The sequence below is a fragment of the Variovorax sp. Root434 genome (genome assembly GCF_001426595.1).
Lineage (GTDB): Bacteria > Pseudomonadota > Gammaproteobacteria > Burkholderiales > Burkholderiaceae_C > Variovorax.
The window spans coordinates 22647-45821 of the sequence record NZ_LMEK01000004.1 but is presented as its reverse complement, the minus strand read 5'-3'; the positions used below and the strand labels follow the sequence as shown (position 1 = coordinate 45821).

26 protein-coding genes are annotated in these 23175 nt (G+C 69.1%); 5 read left to right on the top strand and 21 right to left on the bottom strand.

Translation table 11 applies throughout. The features are described 5' to 3' along the window. Positions 1-22: 22 nt before the first annotated feature. The 17 genes from ASD05_RS05815 to ASD05_RS05740 all read right to left on the bottom strand — a co-directional run bounded on the left by ASD05_RS05815 (position 23) and on the right by ASD05_RS05740 (position 15017). Positions 23-1204 (bottom strand): thiolase, encoded by a 1182-nt coding sequence (locus tag ASD05_RS05815; protein ID WP_056588964.1) that lies wholly within the window; start codon positions 1202-1204, stop codon positions 23-25. After that, the gene (locus ASD05_RS05810) at positions 1201-1614 is read right to left on the bottom strand and encodes a Zn-ribbon domain-containing OB-fold protein (RefSeq protein ID WP_056588962.1); all 414 of its coding nucleotides are present in this window, start codon (positions 1612-1614) and stop codon (positions 1201-1203) included. The genes ASD05_RS05815 and ASD05_RS05810 overlap by 4 nt, the downstream gene beginning before the upstream one ends. Continuing rightward, positions 1611-2411, bottom strand: coding sequence for an enoyl-CoA hydratase/isomerase family protein (locus tag ASD05_RS05805; RefSeq protein WP_056588959.1), 801 nt, complete (start codon positions 2409-2411; stop codon positions 1611-1613). The genes ASD05_RS05810 and ASD05_RS05805 overlap by 4 nt, the downstream gene beginning before the upstream one ends. After that, positions 2408-4099: a long-chain-fatty-acid--CoA ligase gene (locus ASD05_RS05800; RefSeq protein WP_056588956.1), complete on the bottom strand. Its 1692-nt coding sequence runs from the start codon at positions 4097-4099 to the stop codon at positions 2408-2410. The genes ASD05_RS05805 and ASD05_RS05800 overlap by 4 nt, the downstream gene beginning before the upstream one ends. Further along, entirely contained in the window at positions 4096-5250 is a 1155-nt protein-coding gene (locus ASD05_RS05795) for an acyl-CoA dehydrogenase family protein (protein ID WP_056588954.1), read from the bottom strand. The genes ASD05_RS05800 and ASD05_RS05795 overlap by 4 nt, the downstream gene beginning before the upstream one ends. Positions 5251-5308: 58 nt before the next feature. Further along, on the bottom strand, positions 5309-6148 hold the full coding sequence (locus ASD05_RS05790; RefSeq protein ID WP_056588952.1) for an SDR family NAD(P)-dependent oxidoreductase: 840 nt from the start codon (positions 6146-6148) through the stop codon (positions 5309-5311). A gap of 20 nt (positions 6149-6168) precedes the next feature. Then, on the bottom strand, positions 6169-6597 hold the full coding sequence (locus tag ASD05_RS05785; protein ID WP_056588947.1) for a MaoC family dehydratase: 429 nt from the start codon (positions 6595-6597) through the stop codon (positions 6169-6171). Between the two features lie 14 nt (positions 6598-6611). Further along, positions 6612-7055 (bottom strand): MaoC family dehydratase N-terminal domain-containing protein, encoded by a 444-nt coding sequence (locus ASD05_RS05780; protein ID WP_056588945.1) that lies wholly within the window; start codon positions 7053-7055, stop codon positions 6612-6614. Between the two features lie 90 nt (positions 7056-7145). Next, a complete protein-coding gene (locus tag ASD05_RS05775; protein WP_200955396.1) occupies positions 7146-8330 on the bottom strand; it encodes a lipid-transfer protein in 1185 nt (394 codons plus the stop codon). A gap of 133 nt (positions 8331-8463) precedes the next feature. After that, positions 8464-8898: a PaaI family thioesterase gene (locus ASD05_RS05770; RefSeq protein WP_056588940.1), complete on the bottom strand. Its 435-nt coding sequence runs from the start codon at positions 8896-8898 to the stop codon at positions 8464-8466. Next, positions 8895-9713, bottom strand: coding sequence for an SDR family oxidoreductase (locus tag ASD05_RS05765; RefSeq protein WP_056589183.1), 819 nt, complete (start codon positions 9711-9713; stop codon positions 8895-8897). The genes ASD05_RS05770 and ASD05_RS05765 overlap by 4 nt, the downstream gene beginning before the upstream one ends. 17 nt (positions 9714-9730) lie before the next feature. Further along, positions 9731-10711: a tripartite tricarboxylate transporter substrate binding protein gene (locus tag ASD05_RS05760; protein WP_056588937.1), complete on the bottom strand. Its 981-nt coding sequence runs from the start codon at positions 10709-10711 to the stop codon at positions 9731-9733. A 33-nt stretch (positions 10712-10744) separates the two neighbouring features. Continuing rightward, positions 10745-11164, bottom strand: a complete 420-nt coding sequence (locus ASD05_RS05755) for a PaaI family thioesterase (protein WP_056588934.1) — start codon at positions 11162-11164, stop codon at positions 10745-10747. After that, positions 11161-11754: a class I adenylate-forming enzyme family protein gene (locus ASD05_RS30900; RefSeq protein ID WP_268810519.1), complete on the bottom strand. Its 594-nt coding sequence runs from the start codon at positions 11752-11754 to the stop codon at positions 11161-11163. Before ASD05_RS30900 ends, ASD05_RS05755 begins: the two co-directional genes overlap by 4 nt. After that, entirely contained in the window at positions 11700-12662 is a 963-nt protein-coding gene (locus ASD05_RS05750; protein ID WP_268810518.1) for a class I adenylate-forming enzyme family protein, read from the bottom strand. The genes ASD05_RS30900 and ASD05_RS05750 overlap by 55 nt, the downstream gene beginning before the upstream one ends. A 98-nt stretch (positions 12663-12760) precedes the next feature. Beyond that, complete coding sequence (locus ASD05_RS05745) at positions 12761-13774, bottom strand: AraC family transcriptional regulator (protein ID WP_056588931.1); 1014 nt, start codon at positions 13772-13774, stop codon at positions 12761-12763. A gap of 61 nt (positions 13775-13835) precedes the next feature. Continuing rightward, entirely contained in the window at positions 13836-15017 is a 1182-nt protein-coding gene (locus ASD05_RS05740) for a CaiB/BaiF CoA transferase family protein (protein ID WP_056588928.1), read from the bottom strand. A 675-nt stretch (positions 15018-15692) separates the two neighbouring features. Between ASD05_RS05740 and ASD05_RS05735 the strand changes: the two genes are divergently transcribed. Then, positions 15693-16199 carry a hypothetical protein gene (locus ASD05_RS05735; protein WP_235507863.1) on the top strand — a complete coding sequence of 169 codons (507 nt, stop codon included), beginning with the start codon at positions 15693-15695 and terminating at the stop codon, positions 16197-16199. 66 nt (positions 16200-16265) lie between these two features. Here ASD05_RS05735 and ASD05_RS05730 read toward each other — a convergent pair whose 3' ends face one another. Both ASD05_RS05730 and gcvA read right to left on the bottom strand, forming a co-directional pair. Then, positions 16266-17408, bottom strand: a complete 1143-nt coding sequence (locus tag ASD05_RS05730; protein WP_056588921.1) for a saccharopine dehydrogenase family protein — start codon at positions 17406-17408, stop codon at positions 16266-16268. Positions 17409-17575: 167 nt separating this feature from the next. Then, positions 17576-18526, bottom strand: a complete 951-nt coding sequence (gene gcvA, locus ASD05_RS05725) for a transcriptional regulator GcvA (protein WP_056589180.1) — start codon at positions 18524-18526, stop codon at positions 17576-17578. A gap of 208 nt (positions 18527-18734) precedes the next feature. Here gcvA and ASD05_RS05720 point away from each other — a divergent pair, with 208 nt between their 5' ends. From ASD05_RS05720 to ASD05_RS05710, 3 genes are all read left to right on the top strand, one after another. Beyond that, the gene (locus ASD05_RS05720; RefSeq protein WP_056588918.1) at positions 18735-19187 is read left to right on the top strand and encodes an Lrp/AsnC family transcriptional regulator; all 453 of its coding nucleotides are present in this window, start codon (positions 18735-18737) and stop codon (positions 19185-19187) included. Between the two features lie 253 nt (positions 19188-19440). Then, on the top strand, positions 19441-20517 hold the full coding sequence (locus ASD05_RS05715; RefSeq protein ID WP_056588916.1) for a helix-turn-helix transcriptional regulator: 1077 nt from the start codon (positions 19441-19443) through the stop codon (positions 20515-20517). A gap of 104 nt (positions 20518-20621) precedes the next feature. Continuing rightward, positions 20622-20846 (top strand): hypothetical protein, encoded by a 225-nt coding sequence (locus ASD05_RS05710; RefSeq protein ID WP_056588913.1) that lies wholly within the window; start codon positions 20622-20624, stop codon positions 20844-20846. Between the two features lie 25 nt (positions 20847-20871). On the opposite strand, the gene ASD05_RS05705 is transcribed toward ASD05_RS05710, so the two are convergent. Next, a complete protein-coding gene (locus ASD05_RS05705) occupies positions 20872-21318 on the bottom strand; it encodes a universal stress protein (RefSeq protein ID WP_007828992.1) in 447 nt (148 codons plus the stop codon). Between the two features lie 80 nt (positions 21319-21398). Further along, complete coding sequence (locus ASD05_RS05700; RefSeq protein ID WP_056588911.1) at positions 21399-21947, bottom strand: MarR family winged helix-turn-helix transcriptional regulator; 549 nt, start codon at positions 21945-21947, stop codon at positions 21399-21401. Positions 21948-22143: 196 nt separating this feature from the next. Here ASD05_RS05700 and ASD05_RS05695 point away from each other — a divergent pair, with 196 nt between their 5' ends. Then, complete coding sequence (locus tag ASD05_RS05695; protein WP_056588908.1) at positions 22144-23130, top strand: tripartite tricarboxylate transporter substrate-binding protein; 987 nt, start codon at positions 22144-22146, stop codon at positions 23128-23130. The last annotated feature ends 45 nt before the right edge of the window (positions 23131-23175 follow it).

Below are 23175 nucleotides of genomic sequence, written 5' to 3'. Positions count from 1 at the left end.
GGTGGGAAAACTCGACGCAGCCTCAACGCAGCGCCTCGGCCGTGCCCAGGATCGCGGTGGCCTGGCTCGACAACATGCCGCCGTTGCCATGCGCAAGCGCGGTGTGCGCGTTCTTCACCTGGCGCTCGCCGCATTCGCCGCGCAGCTGCCGCACGGCCTCGATGAGCGCGAAGATGCCGTACATGCCGGGGTGCACGCAGGACAGCCCGCCGCCGTTGGTGTTCACGGGCAGCCGCCCGCCCGGTGCGATGGCGCCGCCCGCCACGAAGCGGCCGCCTTCGCCCTTGGGGCAAAAGCCCAGGTCTTCGAGGAAGAGCAGCGTGTTGATCGTGAAGGCGTCGTACAGCTGCACGACGTCCATGTCCTTGGGGCCGAGCCCGGCCATCGCGAAGGCCTCGCGGCCCGACTGGCTCGCCGCCGTGACGGTGAGATCCGCCATCGAAGAGATCTGCCGGTTCCACACCGCGGTGGCATTGCCCAGCACATAGACCGGCTTCCCCGGCAAGTCCCGCGCGCGCTCGGCGCTCACCAGCACGCAGGCGCCGGCGCCGTCGGTGACCAGGCAGCAGTCGCGCACGGTCAGCGGGTCCGACACCATGCGGGAGCCCAGCACGTCGTCGCGCGTGAGCGGCTCGCGCATGAAGGCTTCGGGATTGAGCGCGGCCCAGGCGCGCGCCGCGACCGCCACGTCGGCCAGCTGCTCGCGCGTGGTGCCGAACGCGTGCATGTGGCGGGAAGCCGCCAGCGCGTAGGCCGACACCGGCAGCATCGGTTCGTAGGGATGCTCGTAGGGCTGCGGATCGAGAAAACGGCGCGCCGCCACGATCTCGCGCCGGCCGAAGGCAGCGCTGCGCTGCGCGCTGCCGTAGCAGATGAGCACCGCGCTGCACTGGCCGGACCGGATGGCCTGCATCGCGGGCAGCAGGTGCGCGATGAAGCTGCTGCCGCCCAGCATGGTGCCGTCGATGTAGCGCGGGTTGAGGCCCAGGTATTCGACTACCGGCAGGGCCCACATCGCGGCCGAGGCACTCGCGGTGCACAGCCCGTCGATGTCGCGCATCCGCAGGCCCGCATCCGCCACGGCCGCGTGTGCGGCGCGGGCCATCAGTTCCATGTCGGTGAAGCCCGGCGCCTCGCCGCAGCCGAAGGTGGCGGCCCCGGCAATGGCCGCGCTGCCGCGCAAGGCCTTCAGTTCCGCGTTCATCGGGCGGCTCCTTCGACGGCATCGAACAGCACGAGCCCGCGGCCGTCCTTCAGCTGCACCCGCGCGCGCACGCGCTGGCCGATGCGCACCGCGGCGGGCGCGAGGTTCTCGATGCGGCTCATGAGGCGCACGCCTTCGTCGAGCTCGATGAGGCTCACGTCGAGGTCGCCGCCATCGGCCGGCTTGCGCCGCACGGTCGTCACGGCATGCACGGTGCCCAGGCCGCTCGGCGCCTTCCATTCGAGCGCCATGCCGCCGCAGTGCGGGCAGCTCTCGCGCGGGTAGTACACATGGCGGCTGCAGTCGCCGCAGCGCTGGATGAGGAAGCGGCCGGCGTCCAGTTCCCGCTGGTGAAAGGCCTGGGCGCCGAGGGCACCGGCTTGCGGCATCGCCGATTCGTTCGTGCTCATCCTTGCTCCTTGTTCGCGGGCCACTGGAACGCCAGTGGCTTCTTGTCGAGGAAGCGGTTCACCGCCTCGCGGTGCTCGGCGCTGCCGAAGGCCAGCGCCTGCGCGTTCGCCTCGGTGTCGAGCAGCGCGGCCAGCGCGCCCGCGTCGCCGGTGGCGCGCTTCACCAGGCTCACGGCCAGCGGCGAGGCGCCGGCAAAGCTTTCGGCCAGCGCCAGCGCGCGCGGCAGCAGCTGCCCGGGTTCGTGCAGCTCCATCGCGATGCCGAGCTCGATCGCCTCGGCGGCGCCGACCTCGCGTGCCGACAGCATCAGCTCGCGTGCGCGCTGCGCGCCCACCACGCGCGGCAGGCTGTAGAAGGCACCGCAGTCCGGCACCAGCCCCAGCTTCAGGAACGACATGCAGAAGCGCGCGCGCGGACTCACGAGCACGAAGTCGGCCGCAAGCGCCAGGCTGAAACCCGCGCCGTAAGCGGGGCCATCGACTGCAGCGATCACGGGCTTGTCGAGCAGGATCAGCTCGCTGAACCAGCGCTGCGTGGCCTGCATGCGCTCGCGCCAGCCGGCGTTGTCGAGCTTCGCATCGGCGATGCCGCGCAGGTCGCCGCCCGAGCAGAACTGGCCGTCGGCGCCCGCAAGCACCAGTGCGCGCACGCCGGCATCGCCGCGCACCTGCGCGATGGCCCGCGCGAGCTCGTCGCGCAGGGCGGGGGTGAAGGCATTGCGGTTGGCGGGCGTGTCCAGCGTCAGCAGCGCGGTGCTGCCGTGGCGCTCGCAGCGCAGCGCGGAAAAATCGTTCATCGGTCGTGCTCCGGGGCGGCGGCGCGATGCGCGTCCTGCAGCGCGCGCCAAAGAATCTTTCCGGTGCCGGACTTCGGCAGGCTGTCGAGGAACTCGACCACGCGCGGCGCCTTGTAGACGGCCATGCGCTCGCGGCACCACGCGACGATCTCCTCCTCGCCGACGCGGCCGCGCTGCTGCGGCTTCAGCACCACCAGCGCCTTCACCGATTCGCCGCGCCTGCCGTCGGGCACAGCGATCACGCAGGCCTCGTGGATGGCCGGGTGCTCGTACATCGCGTTCTCCACCTCGGTGGGCCAGACCTTGTAGCCGGAGGCGTTGATCATTCGCTTGAGCCGGTCGCGCAGGAAGAAGTAGCCCTCCTCGTCCATCGACGCGAGGTCGCCGGTGCGCAGGAAACGCTGGCCGCCGATCTCGACGAAGGCCTCGCGGTCGGCCTCGGGGTTGCGCCAGTAGCCCTTCATGACCTGCGGGCCGCGCGTCACCAGCTCGCCCGTTTCTCCGGGCGGCAGCTCCTCGAAGCTGACCGGGTCGACGATGCGCGAATCGACGCCCTGCGTCGGCATGCCCAGGCACTGGCGCTTGCCGCGCGCGGGCGGGTTGGCGTGCAGGAACGAGGCGGTCTCGGTCAGGCCATAGCCTTCGTTGTACGAGAGGCCGTGGCGCTGCGCGAGCATCGCGGCCACGGCCTCGGGCATCGCGGCGCCGCCGCCCGACAGCAGCGCGAGGCTGGAGAGATCGCGCCGCCCGGCTTCGGAATGGGAGAACAGGTCGATCACCATGGCCGGCGGCGCCGACCAGGCGGTGACCGCATGGCGCTCGATCAGGCGCGCGGCCATCGCGGGGTCCCAGCGCGGCATCATCACCGCGGTGGCGCCGAGGAACATCGGCAGGTTCATGCCGTTCTGCAGGCCCAGCATGTGGAATAGCGGCGCGACGGCCAGCGTCACGGTCTCCACGTGCAGCTGCTTCCACACCGCCGAGCTGGCCAGCGAGGCCGACAGCGTCGCATGCGTGTGCATGCAGCCCTTGGGATGGCCGGTGGTGCCCGAGGTGTAGGGGAGCACCGCGAGGTCGTCCGGTGACAGGGGCAGCGCGGCGGGCGCGAGGCCGAGCGCGATGGCCTGCTCGAAGCCGTGCAGGCGCGCGTCGTCGAGGGCAGCGCGCGGCGCCGTGACCCAGTCGGGCAACGCGTCGTCGCTCGCGGTGGCGTCGATGGCGTCGGCGTAGGCGTGGACGAGCACGGCGCGCAGCTCGCCCTCGCCTTCGCCGAGGGCGAGCGTGGGCAGCAGGTCTTGTGCGACGCAGGCCACGCGCGCGCCGCTGTCGAGCGTGCAGTGGCGCACCTCGGCCGCCTTGCTCATCGGATTCACCGGCACCACCACCGCGCCGGCGCGCAGCACGGCGTAGAAGGCGGTCACGAACTGCGGGCAGTTCTGGCTCGCGAGCAGCACGCGGTCGCCCGGTTCGACGCCGAGGCGCTGCTGCAGGTAGCCGGCCAGCGCATCGACGCGCTGGCGCAGCTTCGCATAGGCGAGGGTCGCGCCGCAGTAGGCGATGGCCGGCTTGTCCGGGTAGCGGCGCGCGGATGTGTCCAGGTAGTCTGGCAACGTGGCGCGCGGCACGCGCAGGGTGCGCGCCACGCCCTTGGGCCAGAAGCGGAAATGCGGTGGCCGGGCGGTGCTCATCGCTTCTCCAGCGCCCGCGCGATGATCTCCTTCATCACCTCGTTGGCGCCGCCGTAGATGCGGCCCACGCGCACGTCGGCATAGAGCCGCGCGATCGGGTATTCGTTCATGAAGCCGTAGCCGCCGTGCAGCTGCAGGCATTCGTCGACGATGCGGCAGCAGGCGTCGGTGGTCCACCACTTGGCCATGGCGGCGGTGGGCACGTCGAGCTCGCCGCGCATCAGGCGCGCGATGCAGTCGTCCACGAAGGCGCGCGCCACCTGCGCCTGCGTCTCGCATTCGGCGAGCTTGAAGCGGGTGTTCTGCATCTTCAGGAGCGGCTCGCCGAACACCTGGCGCTCGCGCACGTAGCCGAGCGTGTCGCCGATGGCGCGCTGCATGGTCGCCACCGCGCCGACGGCGATCAGCAGGCGCTCGCGCGGCAGCTGCTGCATGAGCTGCGCGAAGCCGCGCCCTTCCTCGCCGCCCAGCAGGTTGTCGGCCGGCACGCGCACGTCGTCGAAGAACAGCTCGGTGGTATCCAGCGTCTTCTGGCCCATCTTGTCGAGCAGCGGCCCGCGCCGGAAGCCCGGCGTGCCTTCGGTCTCCACCATCAGCAGCGAAATGCCCTTGCCGCCGGCCGCCGTATCGGTCCTGGCCGCGACGCAGACGAGGCCCGCATGCATGCCGTTGGTGATGAAGGTCTTGCTGCCGCTGATGCGCCAGTGCCCGCCGTCGCGCCGCGCCTGCGTCTTGATGCGCTGCAGGTCAGTGCCGGCGCCGGGCTCGGTCATCGCGATGGCCGCCACCAGCTCGCCGCTGGCCATGCGCGGCAGCCAGCGGCGCTTCTGCGCCTCGGTGCCGTAGGCCAGCAGGTAGTGGGCGACGATGCCGCTGTGCACGTTGTTGCTGAAGCTCTGCGCCATGGCGCGCATCTGCTCCTCGCAGATCACCGCCTCGTGCAGGAAGCTGCCGCCGCCGCCGCCGTATTCCTCCGGGATGCTGGCGCACAGCAGACCGGCCTGGCCGGCTTTCGTCCAGATCTCGCGGTCGGCGTGATGCTGTGCGCGCCAGCGCGGCTCGTGGGGTACGCACTCGCGCTCGAAGAAGCGGCGCGCGCTGTCACGCAGCATCTCCAGTTCTTCCGTCATCCACGGCCGGGTGATGTTCATATGCAAACCTCCGCGCTGCACGCTGCGGTGCTGTTCGCCTTGGGAGCGGCCCGGCGGCTCACGGCCGCCCGCCCCCGCAGACCAGCACCTGGCCGCTCACGTAGTTCGACTCCGGAATGCAGAACAGGTAGACCGCGCCGGCCGCTTCCTGCGGTGTGCCGCCGCGGCCGAGGGGAATCAGCGCCTCGGCGTTCTTCAGGATCTGCGGGTTGACGCCGACCCTGATCTGCCGGCCCTCTATGTCGATGCTCGCGCCCGCGCTGGCGTCGGCCTCGGTCAGCCGGGTCTTGATCAGGCCGAAGGCGACGCTGTTGACCGTGACCTTGTAGCGGCCCCATTCCTTGGCCATCGCCTTGGTCAGGCCGTTGATGCCGGCCTTGGCGGCCGCGTAGTTGGCCTGGCCCGCGTTGCCGTACACGCCGGAGGTGGACGAGATGTTGACCACCTTGCGGAACACTTCGCGGCCTTCGTCGGCCTCGCGCCTGGCCGCGTCGCGGATGAAGTCGGAGGCGGCGCGCAGGATGCGGAAGGGCGCGGTCAGGTGCACGGCCAGCATGGCTTCCCACTGCTCGTCGCTCATCTTCTGCACCACGTTGTCCCAGGTGTAGCCGGCGTTGTTGACGACGATGTCCAGGCCGCCGTAGCTGTCGACCGCGGTGCGCACGAAGCGGTCGGCAAAGCCGCTGTCCGTCACGCTGCCGGGGCAGGCGATGGCGCTGCCGCCCGCAGCCACGATGTCGTTGACGGTCTGCGCGGCCGGCTCGGCGTCCAGGTCGTTGATGACCACGCGCGCGCCCTCGCTCGCGAGCTTGAGCGCGATCTCGCGCCCGATACCGCGGCCGGAGCCGGAGACGATGGCGACCTTGCCTTCGAGTTTTCTGTTGCTGCTGCTGTTCATGGGTTGTCTCCTCGGGGGTGTCAGGGCCAGGCGACGAGGGCCTCGGCGCTCAGTTTGGCGATGCCTTCGCGGTTGGCCGTCACGAGCTTCAGCCGCAGGCTGCGCCGGCCTTCGTGTTCGAGCTTCTCGGCCACCGTGCCGGTGCAGGCGATGCGCTCGCCCACATGGGTGAGGGCGGCAAAGCGCACGTCGAGCGAGCGGATCGCCGATTGCGGCACCCAGTTCGTCAGCAGCCGCGCGAGCCAGGCCGCCGACAGCATGCCGTGCGCGAACACGTCGGGCATGCCGGCGGATTTCGCGAAGTCGATGTCGACATGGATCGGGTTGTGGTCGCCCGAGGCGCCGCAGTACAGCGCCAGGTCGAGGCGGCTGATCGGCGGCAGCTCGAGCGGGGGCAGGGCGTCGCCGGGTCGCAGCGCTGTCCAGTCGGGGAGGGGGGCGGTCGTCATAGCGGGGCTTCCGGTCATGGGTTTCGCAGCACGGTCACGCAGCGCAGCTCGGCCACGAGCACGCCCTGCTGGTTGCGCACGTCGGTCTTGCGCACGACGAATTCGAGTGCGCCGTTCTTCTTGTCGTAGATGTCGTCGATGCGCTGCCGGAAGGTCAGCGTGTCGCCGGCATGGGCCATCGCGTGGTAGCTGAAGCCCTGCTCACCGTGCAACAGACGGCGGTAGTCCATGCCCAGCAACTCGCGGATGGCGGCGGGGTTCGGCGCTTCCATCTCCAGGCAGAAGAAGAAGGTAGGCGGCACCGGCAGGCCCGGGTGCCCCGCGTCGCGCGCAGCGGCCTCGTCGATGTAGACCGGGTCGGTCTGGCCCGTGGCCTTGGCGAAGAAGCGCAGGCGGCCTTTTTCCACTGGCACCTGGAACGGCGGCAGCGTGTGGCCGATGTGGTAGCGGTCGATCATGCCCAGCCACCGCCGGGCCGCCCCAAGGCGGCTGGAGCCCCCTTGGGGGGCAGCGCAGTACGCGAAGCGACAAGCGTGGGGGTCAGCATGTCAAACGGCCTGGTACAGGGTGACCACGCAGGCGCCGCCCAGGCCCAGGTTGTGCTGCAGCGCAAGGCGCGCGCCCTCCACCTGGCGCTGCTCGGCCCGGCCGCGCAGCTGCCACACCAGCTCCGCGCATTGCGCGAGGCCGGTGGCGCCGAGCGGATGGCCCTTGGACAAGAGGCCGCCCGAGGGGTTGGTCACCACGCGTCCGCCATAGGTGTTGTCGCCCTCGACGATGAAGCGCTCGGCCGTGCCCTCGGGCGTGAGCCCGAGCGCCTCGTAGGTGATGAGTTCGTTGGCGGTGAAGCAGTCGTGCAGCTCGACCACGTCGAGTTCCTCGGGGCCGATGCCGGCGTCCTCGTACACCTGGCGGGCAGCGGCGGCGGTCATGTCGTAGCCCACCAGCTGACGCATGTCCCGGCTCTCGAAAGTGGAGGGCGTGTCGGTGGTCATCGCCTGCGCGGTGATCGCCACGCGCATGTCGAGGCCGTGCTTCTGCGCGAACCCGGCCGAGCAGACGACGGCCGCGGCCGCGCCGCAGGTGGGCGGGCAGCACTGGAAGCGCGTGAGCGGATCGAACACCAGCGGCGAGGCCATCACCTCGTCCAGGGTCAGCGTCTGTCGGAACACCGCGAGCGGATTGCGCGCGGCGTGCTGGCGCGCCTTCACCGAGATGCGGCCGAAGGTGTCGCGGCGGATGCCGTGCTGCGCCATGTAGTCGCGGCCGGCGCCGCCGAAGAACTGCGCGGCGCGCGGCGCCTCGGGAACGAAACCCTGCTTCTCGGCCATCACTTCGGCGAAGCGCGCCATCGGCGAGGGGCGGTCGTCGTAGGCGCCCTTGAGCGCGCCGGGCTGCATCTGCTCGAAGCCGAGCGCGATGGCGCACTCGACCATGCCGCTCTCGACCGCCTGGCGCGCGAGGAACAGCGCGCTGGAGCCGGTGGAACAGTTGTTGTTGAGGTTGAACACCGGAATGCCGCTCAAGCCCACGCCGTAGATGGCGGCCTGCCCGGCGGTGGAGTCGCCGTAGACATAGCCGACGTAGGCTTGCTGCACCTGTGCGTAGTCGACGCCGGCATCGTCGAGCGCGAGCTTCGCGGCGCGCGCGCCCATCACGGTGTACGGGTCGCTGGCGCCGGGCTTGGTGAAGGGGATCATGCCCACGCCGACCACATGGACGGGGCGCTGCATACGTGTCATGGAAACTCCTGTGGGGCGCTGTGCCGATGGGATGAAGTCTCGGCCGGCGCGCCGGCTTCAACAATCGCGGATCGGCCCAAAACGATTGGCCGAAACGTTCACCGGCGCACCCTTGGCGCTGCGCTCACGCCGGGTCGCGGTAGCGGAAGGTGCCCATCGCGCGCGCCGCCACGGCGCCACCGGCGTCGGTGACGGTTGCTTCGCAAAAGCACACAGAGCGGCCGCCGCCGGTGGCGCGCCCCTGGGCCCGCAGCAGCCCGCCCGCGGGCCGCATGAAGGCGATGTGCATGTCGACCGTGACGACCTCCCGCGCATAGCCCACGCGCGAAAGCGCGGCATGCGCCATGGCGCTGTCGAGCAGCGTCATCAGCACGCCGCCGTGGCCGCTGGCGTGGTTGTTCAGCAGTTCGGGGCGCAGCGCCACCGACACCAGGGATTCGCCGTCTTCGGCGCGCTCGAGGCGCAGGCCCAGGTGCTCAGAGAAGGGCACGTGGCGCTGCGGTCCGCTGCGCGGCCGGTCGTCGCCTTCTGGCGGTGCGCTCGCGAGGTGCAGGCTCATGGCGTGGCCCCCCGCTTCGACGCGGCGGCGGCCGCCGTGAAGTCGCGCGGCCCCGTCAGCGCAAGGCCGCCATCGACCGGGATGACCGCGCCCGTGACGTACGAACCCCAGTCGCTCGCGAGCAGCATCGCCATGCGGCTGATGTCCTCGATGCGGCCCAGGCGCTTGAGCGGCACGCGCTCGGCCATCGCGGCCATGGTGTCGCCGGTGGGCGCGAGCCGCTTCAGGCCCTCGGTGCCGGCGATGGGCCCGGGCACGATGGAGTTGATGCGGATGCCCTGCGGGCCCCACTCCAGCGCCAGCACCCGCGTCAGCATGTCGACACCGGCCTTGGCCGCGCACACATGCGCCTGGAAAGGCGTCGGCGTGAAGGCCTGTCCGGCGGAGATCTGGATCACGCAGGCGCCGGGCTGGCGCAGGTGCGCATGCGCCAGCCGGGCGACGTTGAAGCTGCCCAGCAGGTCGATGTCGACCACTGTCTTGAAGGCGTTGGGCGACATGTCGAGCGCGCTCGCGAGGAAGTTGCCCGCGGCGCCCGAGACCAGCACGTCGATGGGGCCGAAACGTTCGGCGCCCTGCGCGAAGGCGCGCTCCAGCGCTTCGGGATGGCGCACGTCGGCCGGAATGCCCAGTGCCTGCGTGCCGAGCGCTTCGAGTTGCTGCGCGGCCGCGGCCACCTTGTCGGCCGAGCGGCTGAGCACCGTGAGGCGCGCACCGGCGCGCGCGAAGGCCTGCGCGATGCCGAAGTTGATGCCGCTGGAGCCACCTGCCACGGCCACGTGGCGGCCCGTGAAATCGAATGCGGAAAAGTCCATGGGGTTCATCGCTGTGATCACTCCGGCTTGAAGCCGATCTCGGCCAGCATCCTGCGTTCGCGCTCGAACTGCGTACGGGCGTAGTCGGCATAGCTCTCGCCAGTCATCAGCTTGGGCTGCATGTCGAACAGCTCCAGCTGCTGTAGGTAGGCCGGGTCCGCTGCGGCCTTGCCGAAGGCCGCGTGCAGCCTGGCGGCGATCTTCGGATCGAGGTTCTTCGGCGCCACCAGGCCCACCGGCGACTCGATCACCATGTCATGGCCCAGCTCCTTCACGGTCGGCGCGTCGTAGCGCTTCAGGCGCTCGGCGGTGAAGGTGGCGAGCAGGCGCACCTTGCCGCCCTGCACCTGGGGCCCGAAGCCGGGGTCGCCATAGACGTCGAGATGGCGGCCGATCACCGCCTGGAAGGCCTCGCTGCCGCCCTTGTAGGGCACCAGGTTGAAGGAAGTGCCCGCCTGCCTGGCGAGCCGCTCGGCGTAGATGCGGTTGATGCTGATCGCGCCCACGTTGCCCCAGCTGACGGCGCCGGGACGTTTCCTGGCGTCGGCCAGCAGCTCGGGCAGCGACTTCCAGGGCGCATCGGCGGCCACCACGATGCCGGTGGTGAGGCCGGCCAGTCCGATCAGGTAGCTGAAGTCCTTGAGCGGGTCCCAGCTCACCTTCTGCACCAGCGGTGCGCGGATCACCGAGTTGTGCATGACCGCGATCGTGTAGCCGTCGGCCTCGTGCATGGTCGCCAGCGATGCGGTGCCGGTGACGCCGCCCGCACCCGGCTTGTGCATCAGCACGATGGGCTGGCCCAGGTCCCTGGAGGCGGCCTCGGCCAGCGTGCGGAAGATCGGGTCGAAGGAACCGCCCGGCGGAAATGGCAGCACGAGCAGGATCGGCTTGTTCGGGTAAGGGTCGGCGGCGAAGGCCGGGGTGGCCGTGCTGGCGGCGAGGGCGATCAGTGCGCCAAGCGCGCCGCGCCGGCCGAGCGAGCGGAAAGTGCGGTTCATGGTGTTGTGTCTCCTGTCGTTGGAATTCGGGGTTCAGGCGGCCTGCGGCAGTGGCAGGTAGCGAAAGGAACCCTGCGCACACGCGACCACGCGGCCGGCGTCGTCGGTGACCGAGGCGCGGCACCACGCGATGCCGGCGTCGTGCTGCACCACTTCGCCGTCGGCCGTGAGGCGGCCGCGGCCCGGTGCGTGGAAGCTGGTGTTGAGGCTGAGCGTGACGGCGGTGCGCGCAAAGTCGAACAGCGACACCGCGGCGCTCGCCATGGCCACGTCGAGCAGCGTGGCCAGCACGCCGCCATGCACCGCGCCGATGACGTTGCCGAGCTCGGGCCGCGCGTCGATCACGAGGCGTGCGCGGCCGCCTTCGGAGTATTCGCGGCGCGCCTCCAGCAGCCGCATGAACGGCACCTGGCCGAACAGGTTGCGGCGGTCCGCGCCCGTGACGGGCGTCATGCCCGCACCCGTTCGCGCAGCACGTTCTTCAGCACCTTGCCGGCGGCCGACAGCGGCAGCTCGCGCAGGAAGCTGATGCCGCGCGGGCACTTGTAGCCGGCCAGGCGCTCGCGGCACCAGGCGCGCAGTTCGTCGGCATCGGCACGGGCATCGTCGGCCAGCACGACCGCCGCATGCACCGCCTCGCCCCAGCGCGCATCGGGCACGCCGATGACCGCCGCCTGCTTCACCTGCGGATGGCTGCGCAGCGCGGCTTCCACTTCGGCGCAGTAGACGTTCTCGCCGCCGCTGATGATCATGTCCTTCAGGCGGTCGACGATGAACAGGTGCCCGTCGGCCAGCATGCGGCCGGCATCGCCGGTGTGCAGCCAGCCGTCCTTCAGCGCCGCGACCGTGGCCTCGGGGTTGCGCCAGTAGCCCTGCATCACCATCGGCCCGCGTGCCAGTACCTCGCCGACCTCGCCGCGCGGAAGTTCGCGGCCGCTCTCGTCCGCGACGATGATCTCGGCGCCCAGGCCGGCGCGGCCCACCGAGTTCAGCCGGCCGAGCACGCGCGCATCGGGCCGGTGATTCGAAGGAGGTTGATGCACACGGCGCCCGCGGTTTCGGTGAGGCCGTAGGCCTGGAAGAACTCGGCATGCGGCCATGCCGCCAGCGCGCGGTCGAGCAGGTCGGGCGGCATCGGCGCGGCACCGAAGGCGATGCGCGTGAGGCTGCGCACGCGCTCAGGCGTGAACGAGGGATCGTCGAGCAGCGACTGCAGCATGCTGGGCACCACGACGATGTCGCCGATGCGGTGCGCCGCGATGGCCTCGATCACGGCGGCGGGCCGGAACTGCGCCATCGTCACGCAGCTGCCGCCAACGATCAGCTGGCCCACCAGGCGGCCGAGGCCGGCGACATGGAACAGCGGCGCCACCAGCAGCGACACCGAGTCCGGCGCGTTGTTGAGCTCGGCGCCGCGGGTCATCGATGCGGTCCAGAAGTTCGCGTGGCTCAGCATCACGCCCTTGGAGCGGCCGGTGGTGCCGCCGGTGTAGAGGATGGCGGCAAGCGCGTCGCCGCCGGTGCGCGTGTCGGGCAATGGCTCCAGCGCCGCACCTTCGTCTTCGAGCGTGCCCAGGCGCGCGAGCGCGGGCGCGTCGGGCGGTGCCAGCGCCTGCAGGGTTTCATCGACGAGCAGCAGCGAGGCCTCGCTGTCCTGCAGCGCATGCGCGAGCTCGGGCGTGCTCCAGCGGACGTTCAGGGGACAGGCGACCGCGCCCAGCCACCAGCACGCGAGGATGGCGCGCACCAGCTGGTCGCTGTTGGGCGCGAGCAGCGCCACGCGGTCGCCGCGCGCGATGCCGCGCCGGGCCAGCGCGGCGGCCTGGCGCGCGACGCCGTTCGCCATCTGCGCATGCGTCTGTCGGCGCACGCTGGTCTCGCTCAGGTGGGTGAGCGCCGTCATGTCGGGATGGCGCTGGAGCGCGCGATGCAGGCCTTGGGTCAGGTACACGATGAATCCGCCGGCTGGTTGCGAAGATGCGGCACAGCTTAGGCGGCACCGCGTCTCGCACCCATGGCGGGAAGCGCCAAAGGGCTTGGCGAAACCGCTCAGCGCTCCGGACCGTGCGTCAGCCGGTATTCGCCGGGCGCCACGCCGGTCCACTGCTTGAAGGCGCGGTGGAAGGTGCTGGCTTCCGAGAAGCCCACGCGGTTGGCGATGTCGAGCAGCGGCAGCGGCGTGTGCAGCAGGTAGTCGATGGCGGCGTCGCGCCGCAGCTCGTCCTTGATCTGCTGGAAGCCGCGGCCTTCGTCGCGCAGGCGCCGGCGCAGCGTCTGCGGCGTTACCGCGAGCGCCTCGCCCACTTCCTCCAGCGACGGCAGCTCGCTGCCCAGCCCCTTGCGCAAGAGCCGGCGGATGCGCTCGGTCAGGCTGCTGGTGTCGCGGTACTTCACGATCAGGTTGGCAGGCGATCCGGCGAGGAATTCGCGCAGGCTCTGCGGCGACTGCACCACCGGCAGGTCGAGCCAGCGCGCCTCGAACGACATGCCGACGTGGGCCTGCCCGTAGCGGATCGGCACCTGGTAGACGCGCGAGGTTTCGGTGTTGGTCTGTTCGGCCGTGTAGCCGACTTCGAGCAGCGGGATGCGGCGTGCCACCAGCCACGACGAGGCATTGAAGGCGAACAGCATGAAGGCCTTCACCGCGTAGTCCAGCCGTGCATCGGAGGCGCGCCGCAGCACGAACTGCACATGCGCGCCGCCGCCTTTCACCGTGAGACGCGGCACGAAGTCGTGCAGCAGCAGGTGGTAGGAAGCGAAGCCTTCGCGCAGCGCCTCGCCGAGCGTGGCGCAACGCACCAGCCGGCGCATGCATTGGCCGAAGCTGCCCGGAGGCAGCGGGCAGCTCAGAAGGCCCCAGATCTCGTCGCGCAGTTCGCGCCGCAGCGCGCGGATCAGCAGCGCGTACTGGCGCTGCGAGATGCGCGCCAGCGGCGACTCCAGCAGCGAGGGCGCGATGCCCGCCCAGGCCAGCACGCTCGCCGCATCGACGCCGCGATGGCGCGCGCCCATCAGGATGCTGTGCACCTGCTGGATGGCGACGGTGTGGTGGGTGGGCGTCATCGATGGCGGCCGCTGCGACCCGGCCGGTGGGATTGTAGGCAGCGGCCCTGCACCGGGCGCTTCAGCCGATGGCGCCGGCCGCCCGCAGCGCGGCCACGGCCGAGGCGTCGAGTCCGGCCTGCCGCAGGATCTCGTCGGTGTGCTCGCCGGCGCGCGGGGCAGGGCGTGCGGCGCACGGTTCGAAGCCGGTCATCTTGATGGGACAGCCGAGCTGCGGCGCCGCCGCGGCATCGGCCGCCATGCGCATGCCGCGCGCGCGGAAATGCGGATGCGCCAGCGCCTCGTCGATGCGCAGCACCGGCGTCACGCAGCCGGCGCCGTCGTGGAACAGGCCGCGCCAGTGCGCGAGCGGCCGCGCGCCGAAGGTAGCGGCGAGCTCCGCGCGCAGGCGTTCCTCGGTGGCGGCATCGCCGCTGCGGTGCAGGGGCGCGAGATCGGGGCGCTCAAGCAGGCGGCACAGCTCGTTCCAGAACTTCGGCTCCAGCGCGCCGACGGCCAGCTGCCTGTCGTCGGCGGTGCGGTAGAAGCCATAGCAGGCGAGCGCGCCCGTCAGCGCGCCGTGGCCGATGCGCGGCACCTCGCCATGCTGGTGCAGGCCGGCCAGGGGCAGCACCGCATGGGCCAGCACGCCATCGGCCATCGCGATGTCGACATGCCGCCCGCGCCCGCTGCGCGCGGCATCGAACAGCGCGGCCAGGATGCCGGCCACCGCGCTCATGGTGCCGCCCAGCAGGTCGGCCACGGGCAGGTTCGACAGCGCCGGACCCGCGGCATTGCCGATCTGGTCGGCCACGCCGGCGAGCGCCGCGTAGTTCAGGTCGTGCCCCGGCGTCTCGCACAGCGGCCCGGTCTGGCCGAAGCCGCTGATGCTGCAGTAGACGATGCGCGGGTTTACGGCCGCCACCGCTTCATAGCCGACGCCCAGCCGCTGCATCACGCCGGGCCGGAAGCCCTCGACCAGCACGTCGGCCTCGCGGCACAGGCGCAGCAGCGTGGCCACGCCCTGCGCCTGCTTCAGGTCGATGCGGATCGCGCGCTTGTTGCGGTTGACGAGCGCGCGCACGGCGGGGCTCGCATAGTCGCCAGCGCCGGTGTCCTCGATCTTGACGACGTCGGCGCCGAGGTCGGCCAGGTGCATGGCGCCGAGCGGCCCGGGCAGCAGGCGGGTGAGATCGAGCACGCGCACGCCGGCGAGCGGCGCACCCTTGGACGTGCTCGCAGGGGATTCGGGGGAAGAGGTCATGTGGGCTGCAATCTAGGCGGTGCGCAGCATCGCGGCAATGGCAGCACTACTCCCGGCGATTGGCGAAAAGCGTCAGGCGGCTGCGTCGCACGGCCTCGGAGGTCGCGGAGATATTCGACACCGACCAGGGCAGCCAGTTCATGAGTGCTACAAGCGTAGTACATACGACACAACGAAATACAAGCAAGATCGAAGTCGCCTTCATAGTGCTTTCCCGCGATCTCCGGCGCCTTGCGAAGTCGCCCCCGACCGCCAACTCAGGCCGCTCTTCGGTCACTCACCGAAGGGCAATCGGAGCACCGTTGTGTCATTGCTGAAAACGAACACCGCCTTTGTCGATCCGCTTTCTGGCCACAACCGCCCCGAGAGGCTGTGGAAAGCAGAAAAAAGCAAGCCATATTCCTGCACATGGGTCTTACCCGACGCACGGGACAAGGACACTTTTTGGTTAATGCCCTGTAACGCCATTGAAGTCGATGGTTCGCATCGCGATGCGTGTCGCCTTCCTGGATTGCCGGCCGCAAAACGAGAACGTTCATTGATCAAGCGGTGCACGCACCGAGGGCGCCAGCTCCCGCATGCAACCGCACATGAATGCATTCACGCATGCATTCAATCGAACATGGCTGGATGACAGCCAACCACTACTAGAGGAAATGATTTAACTGAGCAGACTTGTCGAAGAACAACTTCGCCACCGCGCGCACCTCAGCGCGACGGGCCAACATTTTGGCCGAGCTTGCCCCTCTCCCAGTGACGTTTCCGGCGACGTCAGAAGGGCATGTCATGTTCACACGTTACGCCATCCGCACGCTGCTTTGCGTTGCTGCCGTCCCCGCGATCTCCGATGACTCGGCGCCCACCCATGATCGCGTGTTTCTGAGCAAGACCGAGATCGAGAGCACCTTGATCGGCAAACCCATCGTTTCAAACAATCTTGCGACCGGCATGGTCTCGAGCTGGCAGTTCTACGCCGACGGCCGCGTGGACTTCGCCAATCGAAGCGGCCCCGGCCGCGCGTCGGGCAAATGGTTTCTCAACCCCGATGGTGCGATGTGCGTGACGATGATTTCGCGAACCGGATGCCGCTACTGGTTCAGGGTCGAAAAGGACGGCGCCCTCGCGAATGCCAACACCAGGGAGCCGAACGCGCCTACGGTGGCCGAGATACGGTTTGAGTAACGGTGCGAAGCGACAACCCGCCAAGCCAGGAACACACCGGTGGCATGAGGTCGGCCAGAGAGCCGGTCAGGCGTGCGCGGGCTCGCTCTTGGGCCTGGGCGCAGGTGCGGGCGACGCCACGCCGAGCCCCTGGTAGTAGTGGCCGACCTTGGTGGCGAGGAACTGCCCGAGCGGCGCCTGCTCCTGGCCGACGAAGCCGCGCGTGGGGAGCTTGCCTTGCCGCAGCAGCTCGAACACGCCGACGACGCCGGCGGCCGTGGTCAGCTCGATGGCGGTGCGGTCCTTGCCGCGCAGCGGCGCTCCGAACACCCGCCCGACGCGCGTCTCCTGCTCGAAGCGGCCGTCGCGCCGGCCCGAGGCCGAGGCGAACAGGATCACCACGTCTTCGCGGCTGTGCGGAACGGCATGCTCCAGCACCTGGCGCAGCAGGTCGCGGCGCTCGATCAGGCGCAGGTCGTGCAGCAGGAAGTTCATCGCGTCGCAATGGCCGGGATAGCGGATGGTCTTGTAGTCGAGGTTGCGCACCTTGCCCGCGAGCGTCTCGCACAGCGTGCCCAGGCCGCCGGAGGTGTTGAAGGCTTCGAAGGCCTCGGCGTCGAGCGTGAAGGTCTCGTGCCCTTCCATCGGCTGCACCGACACCAGCTGGCCGTTCACGATGGCGTCGCACGGGTTGCAGTACTCGTTGATGACGCCGTCGATGCTCCAGGTGAAGTTGTAGCGCAGGCTGTTGGTGGCATTGCGCGTGAGGGCGCCCACGCGCAGGCGCAGGTCGTAGAGCTCGTCGAAGCGGCTGGCGAGGTAGCCGCCGAGCATGCCGATCACGCCGGGCGCCAGGCCGCTCTGGGGCATGAGGACCGAGGTGGCCGTCTTGGAGATCTCGCGGATGGCTTTCGTCGCCGCCACGTCCTCGGTGAGGTCGAAGTAGTGGACGCCGCATGCCGCCGCTTCGGTGGCCACGCGCTGCGCGAGGAAGAACGGCAGGCAGTTGATCACCACCGAGTGCGCGCGCAGCGCGGTGCGCAGGTCTTCGTTGTTTTCGACGTCGAGCGCAATGCGCCGCACCAGCGGGTCGCTTTCGTCGCCGCGGCCCGGCCTCACGTCGGCCAGCGTCACGGGCAGGCGGTGGTACTCCGCGATCATGTCGGCCACGGTGCCGCCGACCTTGCCGGCACCCAGGACCAGCACATTTTCGATCTTCACTTTCGTCATTTCGTCTCTCCTGCGGGGCACCGTTGCCCGGTGAAAAGAACTGTAGAAGTGAGTCTTGACGGATGGTAGAGAGCAGATCGGCGAAAGGGCTGTGCGCTTCGTCGTTTCGACGACGCGGTTCGTCAGGTTGGGCGCCTCCAACTTGCCCAGCCGCTGCTCGAGGCGGTTCAACGTCCTGCGGCCGCAGGCGGAGTGCGTGATTTCGGCGAGGCGCCCGACGGCCGCGAGGCGGCAGCCTCGGCCACCAGCCAGTCGCGAAACGCCAGCACCAGACGGTTTTCGGCGGCGACTTCCGGCACCACCACGTAGTAGGCCCGCTGCGTCAGCAGCGCTTCGCGGAACAGCACCACCAGCCGGTCGGAGGCCAGCTCTTCTTCGATGAGGAACTTCGGCACCAGCGCAACGCCCAGGCCATTCGCCGCCGCTTGCGCGAGCATGGCGAAGTGCTCGAAGCGCGGGCCGCGCATCGCGTGCGCGGCGCTCACCTTGACCTGCTCGAACCACTCCGACCACTGCATGGGGCGCGACGACTGATGAAGAAGGCACTGGCCCGCAAGGTCCTCGCGCGTGTGGATGCCGCTGCGGCGCTTGAACTCGGGGCTGCACACCGGGATCACGCTCTCCCCGAGCAGATAGTCGCAAGAAGCGCCCGGCCAGAAATCGGCGCCGAAGTGAATCGCCGCATCGAAGGGCTCGCGCGCGAAATCGAAGGGCTCGGTCCGCGCCGCGAAGTTGACCGTCACGCCCGGATGCAGCGCGGCAAAACGCTTCATGCGCGGGATCAGCCATCGCGTTGCGAATGTCGGGAGCACCGCGAGGTTGAGCACCTCTCCCATCCCGCCCATGGTCACCACGCGCTGGGTGGCGTTGGACACGCTGTCCAGGCCGCCGCGAAGCTCGGCCGCATACACGCGGCCGGCGTCGGTGAGCACCACGCGCTGGCGCACGCGATGAAAAAGCGCCGTGCCCAGTTGCTCTTCCAGCAGCTTGATCTGCCGTGAAATGGCGCTCTGCGTCAGGTGGAGTTCCTGCGCGGCTCGCGAAATGCTGGCGTGGCGCGCCGCGCTTTCGAAGGCCAGCAGCTGGCCCATGGGGGGAAGAAATTCGCGTCTGAACATGATGACCAAAACGTAAGATCGCTGGCGGCATTCTTGAATGAAAGGTGGCGCGTGATGGCCTGCGTTGATTCCAGTTTGACATGAAACCGTTCCGGCTTTTCGCTGTCCATCGATCGCTGCATTGACGATGGCGACGCGCCTGACGCCGGCGCCCGGGCATCCGCTTCGCCCGGGTCACAATCCACTCATTTCCGCTGCAGGGGCCGCCATGGACCTACGACTCGACGACCTGGACCGCCATCTGTTGACGCTGCTCCAAGCCAACGCCCGCGAGCCTGCCGCCAACCTCGCGCGCAAGCTCAAGATCGCACGGACCACCGTGGTCGCACGCATTGCTCGGCTGGAGCGCGAGGGCATCGTCTCGGGGTACGGCGTGCGCCTTGGCCAGCGGCTCGAACAGGCCGCGGTGCGAGCCTTCTGCGGCCTCAGCGTCAATGCGAAGAGCGCCTCCGCGACCATCAAGGCGCTCGAGCGGCTGCCCGAGGTGGAGGAAGTCTGGGCCGTGAGCGGCCAGTTCGACTACATGGTCCTGCTGCGGTGCGGCACCCCCGAACAGCTCGACAAGCTCCTCGACCAGATGGGCCAGATCGACGGCATCAACCAGACGCACACCTCCATCGTGCTGAGCCGCAAGATCGACCGCCGCAGCACGGTGGAGTGAATGGCCAGCCCCATGGATATGACCGCGATACCGACGCCTTCCTCGGCGTGCCGATCTGCGCCAAGAGTCAATTTTTCCTGCGCTTATAGGCAAGTCCATCGAGGAAAAATCGATTTTGTGATTATTCTCTCGCCCAAAAACCGAGTGAAGGGAGGGCGGGGCGAAAGAGGAAACATCGGGCACACCCTGCAATGGCTGTGATTCCGATGCCGGATCGAAAACAGATCGCGGACCTCGGTCGCCCTGCCGCGCGATGATTTTCAACCGATGGTCGACGCTGCACATCGAGCCGAAGCGCCGAGCGGAATTCTGGCGCGAGGCGAGCCAGAAGGCGAAGACGCCGGTGACCCCGAACGTGCCGTGGCCCGACGATTTCGAAGCCACGCTCACGACGCGCGGCTTCGAGGAGCTGGCGCTCAACCATGTGCAGGTCTGCTCGCCGCACGACGTCGAGTGCACGCCCTCGGACCTGGCGCGCCTCGAACGGCCGTTTCTCTTCATCGATCTCTATACCTCGGGGAAAGGCGACGTTCTGCAACTCGAACGAGGCATGCAGGCGGCGCCGGGGCAGCCGTTCCTGATCGACGGCAGGCGTGAATACCGGCTCGACCATCGGCAATCGGTCAGCATGCTCGCGTTGGCCGTGCCCTTTGCGGCGCTGGGTCCTCACGCGAGTGCCATTGAAAGCCTGATTGCCCGCCCCCAGCCGCAAAACGCCGCACTCCACCTTCTGGCCGGCCAGATGCGCATGCTCAGCGCGTGGCCGCATGCGTTCGAAAAGGCCGAATCCGAGAGGTTGTCCGATCTGCTCGTCGGGGCCGTGCACGCCGTTCTTCTTGGCGCAAGGGAAGGGGAGCTGACGACGGTTCGCAGGGAGCGCAGCTTCTTCAGGCGCAAGGTGCGGCAGGTCGTCGAGCAGATGTATGCCGATCCCGCCCTGAATCCCCAGGTCGTCGCCGAGAAGCTGGGCATCTCGGTGCGCAGCCTGCATGCGCGGATGGCCCAGGACGGAACGACTTTCGGCGCCGAGTTGATGGCGCACAGGCTGGAGCGGGCCCATGGCCTGTTGCGAGGAGCCCGGCGCGGCAGCGCCACGATCGGCGAGATCTGCGCCCGCTGCGGCTTTGTATCGGCTGCGCATTTCTCTCGGCGTTTTCGAACTCGTTTCGGCATGGCGCCGAGCGCGGTCATGGCCGATGGCGAGCGTGAATGCGCGGTCGGACACGCGGAATGCGCTGCCGAGCATGAGGAGCCGGTGGCTCAGCCTCAAACGTCTTCATGCTCGCGTCCTCCCCGCGACCCATCGTCTGCGGAACCGAATCCGGAATGACGCCCCCGCGATGCAGCCACCGGCTGCTTGCCCCCTACGAAATGACCAGACCACACAACAACCACCGCGGTACCTCGGCAGGAGTGCTCACAGGAGCCCTTGCGATGAATATCGAGGAAATCTACGCCCAGTTCAGGGTCCCCGTTCGAAGAGGGGCGCGGGTGGAATTTCAGGGGAAGCCGGGAACGATCACCAAGGTTTATGGCCTGGCCGTGCGCGTCCGGCTGGACGGAATGACTCTTTCCAGGCCGTACCTCCTGAGTGAATTGCAATGGCTGGATCAGGAGGCTCGGGAGCCCCAGGCAGGCGGCGAACCGAGCCTGGCCTGAACGGGCGCCACCAGCGGCGAGCTGCCTATCGCAGCACCAGCACCGGAACGTGCGAGTGCGTCAGCACATGCAGCGTCTCGCTGCCCATCAGTAGGCGCGCCAAGCTGCGCCGCCCGTGCGAGGCCATCACGATCAGGTCGCACTGCTGGTTCTTCGCGGTCGCGATGATGGCTTCGGCGACCTGGTTCGACTTCATGACGATGGCTTGCGCGTTGCGAACCCCCTTGCCGAGCGCGAGGGCCGCGACCCTGTCGACCAGGTGCTGCGCGGCCTGGTCGGTTTGCGCTTGCGAGGCCTGGATGTCCCGCTGGCTCAGCATCATCGAGCCTTCGAAGTAGCCGACGGGCTCGATGTGCGCGACGGTGACGCCCACCAGTTCCGCATTGGTCAACAAGGCCAGCTCGATGGCGGTGTTGACCGCTTGCTCCGACAGCGCGGAGCCGTCGGTCGGGACAAGAACACGCTTGTACATGGCACGCTCCTTGGCCCCCGGCACCGCGGGTGCCCTCATGGTCCAGTCTAGTTCGCGATTGCGGCCATGCAAGGGTGCCGTCAGCCCCCGCGCTCCGGCCACCGATGCCGCGTTCCCCCCGAACGGCGGTCCGCCTTCTCCGCGACCACCCCCTGTGCAAGCAACTGCACTCCACGCTGTTCCAGATGCCGCAGGCACTGCAGGAAGATGTCGAGGTGCGCAGGCTCGATGCCTTCCAGCAGTTCCGTGTTCAGTTGTGCGATCCGCGGAAACAGCCGGCCGAACAGCTGCCGGCCCGAAGCGCTCAGCTGCACATGCACCTCGCGCCGATCCTGCGCGTCCTGCCGCCGCTCCACCAGCTTCTTCTCGACCAGGCTGCGCAGTCCGCGCGAGGTGCGCACCCGGTCCAGGTGCAGGTGCGTGGCGAGCGTCGACGAGGTCATCTCGCCCTCCTGCGCGAGCGTGGCGACCATGCCCCACTCGCGGCGCGTGATGCCGAAGCCCCCCTCGACCAGGCGGGTCGCCATGCCGCTGCCCGCGCGCACGGCACGTGACAGCCGGTACAGCAGCAGATCGTCCAGGGAGCGGGGCGAGCGCAACGCTGCTGCATCGGGAAAAGCTTGTTGCATAGGAATGACGGAAGGGAGAAGGGGCAGGAAATGTGGTTCGCCCGCCTCGGCGGACGGATGGTGAATTAGATCAACTGTTTGTGTATGCGTATAAACCGGTAACAAATTTGAACGAATGGAAACAGTCCAGGCGCGCGATTTTCGCCGTGAAAGCCGCGCGTGCCCCCGTTCACGACAACTGCCCGCAGGAGAACCGATGCCCGCATTTCTTTCCAGGCGCAAGCTCATCATGGCGTGGGGCGTCGCCCTGGCCGCTTGCGCTCCCTTGGTCCACGCCCAGGCGCCCGCCGCGCTGGAGGGCGGACCGCTCACGCTCGTGGTCGGCTACGCCGCGGGCGGCAGCACCGACCGCATCGCGCGACTGATCGCCGAGCGGCTGACGCCGAAGCTCGGCATCCAGGTGAGCGTGGAAAACCGTCCGGGCGAGGGCGGCCGGCTCGCGGCCAGGGAAGTGAAGCGCGCCCCCGCGGGGCAGAACGTGCTGATGCTTGGCAACCCCGCCGTGATGGTGGTCGCGCCGCTGGTGTTCAAGGACGCGGGCTACGACCCCGACAAGGACTTCGTGCCCGTCTCGCAAGTCAGCAGCTACGACTTTGCGCTGGCGGTCGGCAACAAGCTCCAGCTCGACCGCGCGATGTTCCTCGTGGGCCGGCTCTGGGCGCACCCTGAAGAGGCGGTCTTCGGCGTGCCGGCCACGGGCAGCCTGCCCCACTTCTTCGGCCTGATGGTGGGCGATGCGCTGAGCGTGCAGCCGGAGATCAAGGGCTATGGCGGCTCGGCGCCGCTGTCGGCCGACCTGAGCGGCGGCAGCCTGCCGATCGCGATCGACACGCTCGATTCGCTCTATCCGCAGCACGTGGCCGGCAAGATCCGCATCCTGGCCACGTCAGGCAAGAAGCGCGCGAGCTTCGCACCCAACGTCCCCACCTTCCGCGAAGCCGGCATGAAGATCGATGCCGACGGCTGGAACACCTTCTTCGCGCCCAGCACGATGGCGCCTGCCAAGGTGCAAGTGCTGGCCAACGCGATTCGCGACGTCATGAAAGACCCGGGGCTGCAGAAGGCGGCCGACGCGCTCTACATCACGTCCGTGGTGAGCAACGCGGCCGAGACCGCGCAGATGCTCAAGAACTATCGCCAGCAATGGGAGCCGGTCGTGCGCCGCTCCGGCTTTCATCCTTGATACTCCCCCAGGCTTCGCGCACTTCGTGTCGCTTCTCCTACCCCC

Coding starts and splice junctions, on each gene's coding strand:
- ASD05_RS05705 (WP_007828992.1), bottom strand. CDS start 21,318: ATGTACAAGCGTGTTCTTGTCCCGACCGACGGCTCCGCGCTGTCGGAG.
- ASD05_RS05790 (WP_056588952.1), bottom strand. CDS start 6,148: ATGAACAGCAGCAGCAACAGAAAACTCGAAGGCAAGGTCGCCATCGTC.
- ASD05_RS05795 (WP_056588954.1), bottom strand. CDS start 5,250: ATGAACATCACCCGGCCGTGGATGACGGAAGAACTGGAGATGCTGCGT.
- ASD05_RS05720 (WP_056588918.1), top strand. CDS start 18,735: ATGGACCTACGACTCGACGACCTGGACCGCCATCTGTTGACGCTGCTC.
- ASD05_RS05765 (WP_056589183.1), bottom strand. CDS start 9,713: ATGGACTTTTCCGCATTCGATTTCACGGGCCGCCACGTGGCCGTGGCA.
- ASD05_RS05740 (WP_056588928.1), bottom strand. CDS start 15,017: ATGACCTCTTCCCCCGAATCCCCTGCGAGCACGTCCAAGGGTGCGCCG.
- ASD05_RS05805 (WP_056588959.1), bottom strand. CDS start 2,411: ATGAACGATTTTTCCGCGCTGCGCTGCGAGCGCCACGGCAGCACCGCG.
- ASD05_RS05800 (WP_056588956.1), bottom strand. CDS start 4,099: ATGAGCACCGCCCGGCCACCGCATTTCCGCTTCTGGCCCAAGGGCGTG.
- ASD05_RS05700 (WP_056588911.1), bottom strand. CDS start 21,947: ATGCAACAAGCTTTTCCCGATGCAGCAGCGTTGCGCTCGCCCCGCTCC.
- ASD05_RS05710 (WP_056588913.1), top strand. CDS start 20,622: ATGAATATCGAGGAAATCTACGCCCAGTTCAGGGTCCCCGTTCGAAGA.
- gcvA (WP_056589180.1), bottom strand. CDS start 18,526: ATGTTCAGACGCGAATTTCTTCCCCCCATGGGCCAGCTGCTGGCCTTC.
- ASD05_RS05755 (WP_056588934.1), bottom strand. CDS start 11,164: ATGACGCCCGTCACGGGCGCGGACCGCCGCAACCTGTTCGGCCAGGTG.
- ASD05_RS05770 (WP_056588940.1), bottom strand. CDS start 8,898: ATGAGCCTGCACCTCGCGAGCGCACCGCCAGAAGGCGACGACCGGCCG.
- ASD05_RS05695 (WP_056588908.1), top strand. CDS start 22,144: ATGCCCGCATTTCTTTCCAGGCGCAAGCTCATCATGGCGTGGGGCGTC.
- ASD05_RS05775 (WP_200955396.1), bottom strand. CDS start 8,330: ATGCAGCGCCCCGTCCATGTGGTCGGCGTGGGCATGATCCCCTTCACC.
- ASD05_RS05815 (WP_056588964.1), bottom strand. CDS start 1,204: ATGAACGCGGAACTGAAGGCCTTGCGCGGCAGCGCGGCCATTGCCGGG.
- ASD05_RS05730 (WP_056588921.1), bottom strand. CDS start 17,408: ATGACGAAAGTGAAGATCGAAAATGTGCTGGTCCTGGGTGCCGGCAAG.
- ASD05_RS05785 (WP_056588947.1), bottom strand. CDS start 6,597: ATGACGACCGCCCCCCTCCCCGACTGGACAGCGCTGCGACCCGGCGAC.
- ASD05_RS05715 (WP_056588916.1), top strand. CDS start 19,441: ATGATTTTCAACCGATGGTCGACGCTGCACATCGAGCCGAAGCGCCGA.
- ASD05_RS05780 (WP_056588945.1), bottom strand. CDS start 7,055: ATGATCGACCGCTACCACATCGGCCACACGCTGCCGCCGTTCCAGGTG.
- ASD05_RS05745 (WP_056588931.1), bottom strand. CDS start 13,774: ATGACGCCCACCCACCACACCGTCGCCATCCAGCAGGTGCACAGCATC.
- ASD05_RS05810 (WP_056588962.1), bottom strand. CDS start 1,614: ATGAGCACGAACGAATCGGCGATGCCGCAAGCCGGTGCCCTCGGCGCC.
- ASD05_RS05760 (WP_056588937.1), bottom strand. CDS start 10,711: ATGAACCGCACTTTCCGCTCGCTCGGCCGGCGCGGCGCGCTTGGCGCA.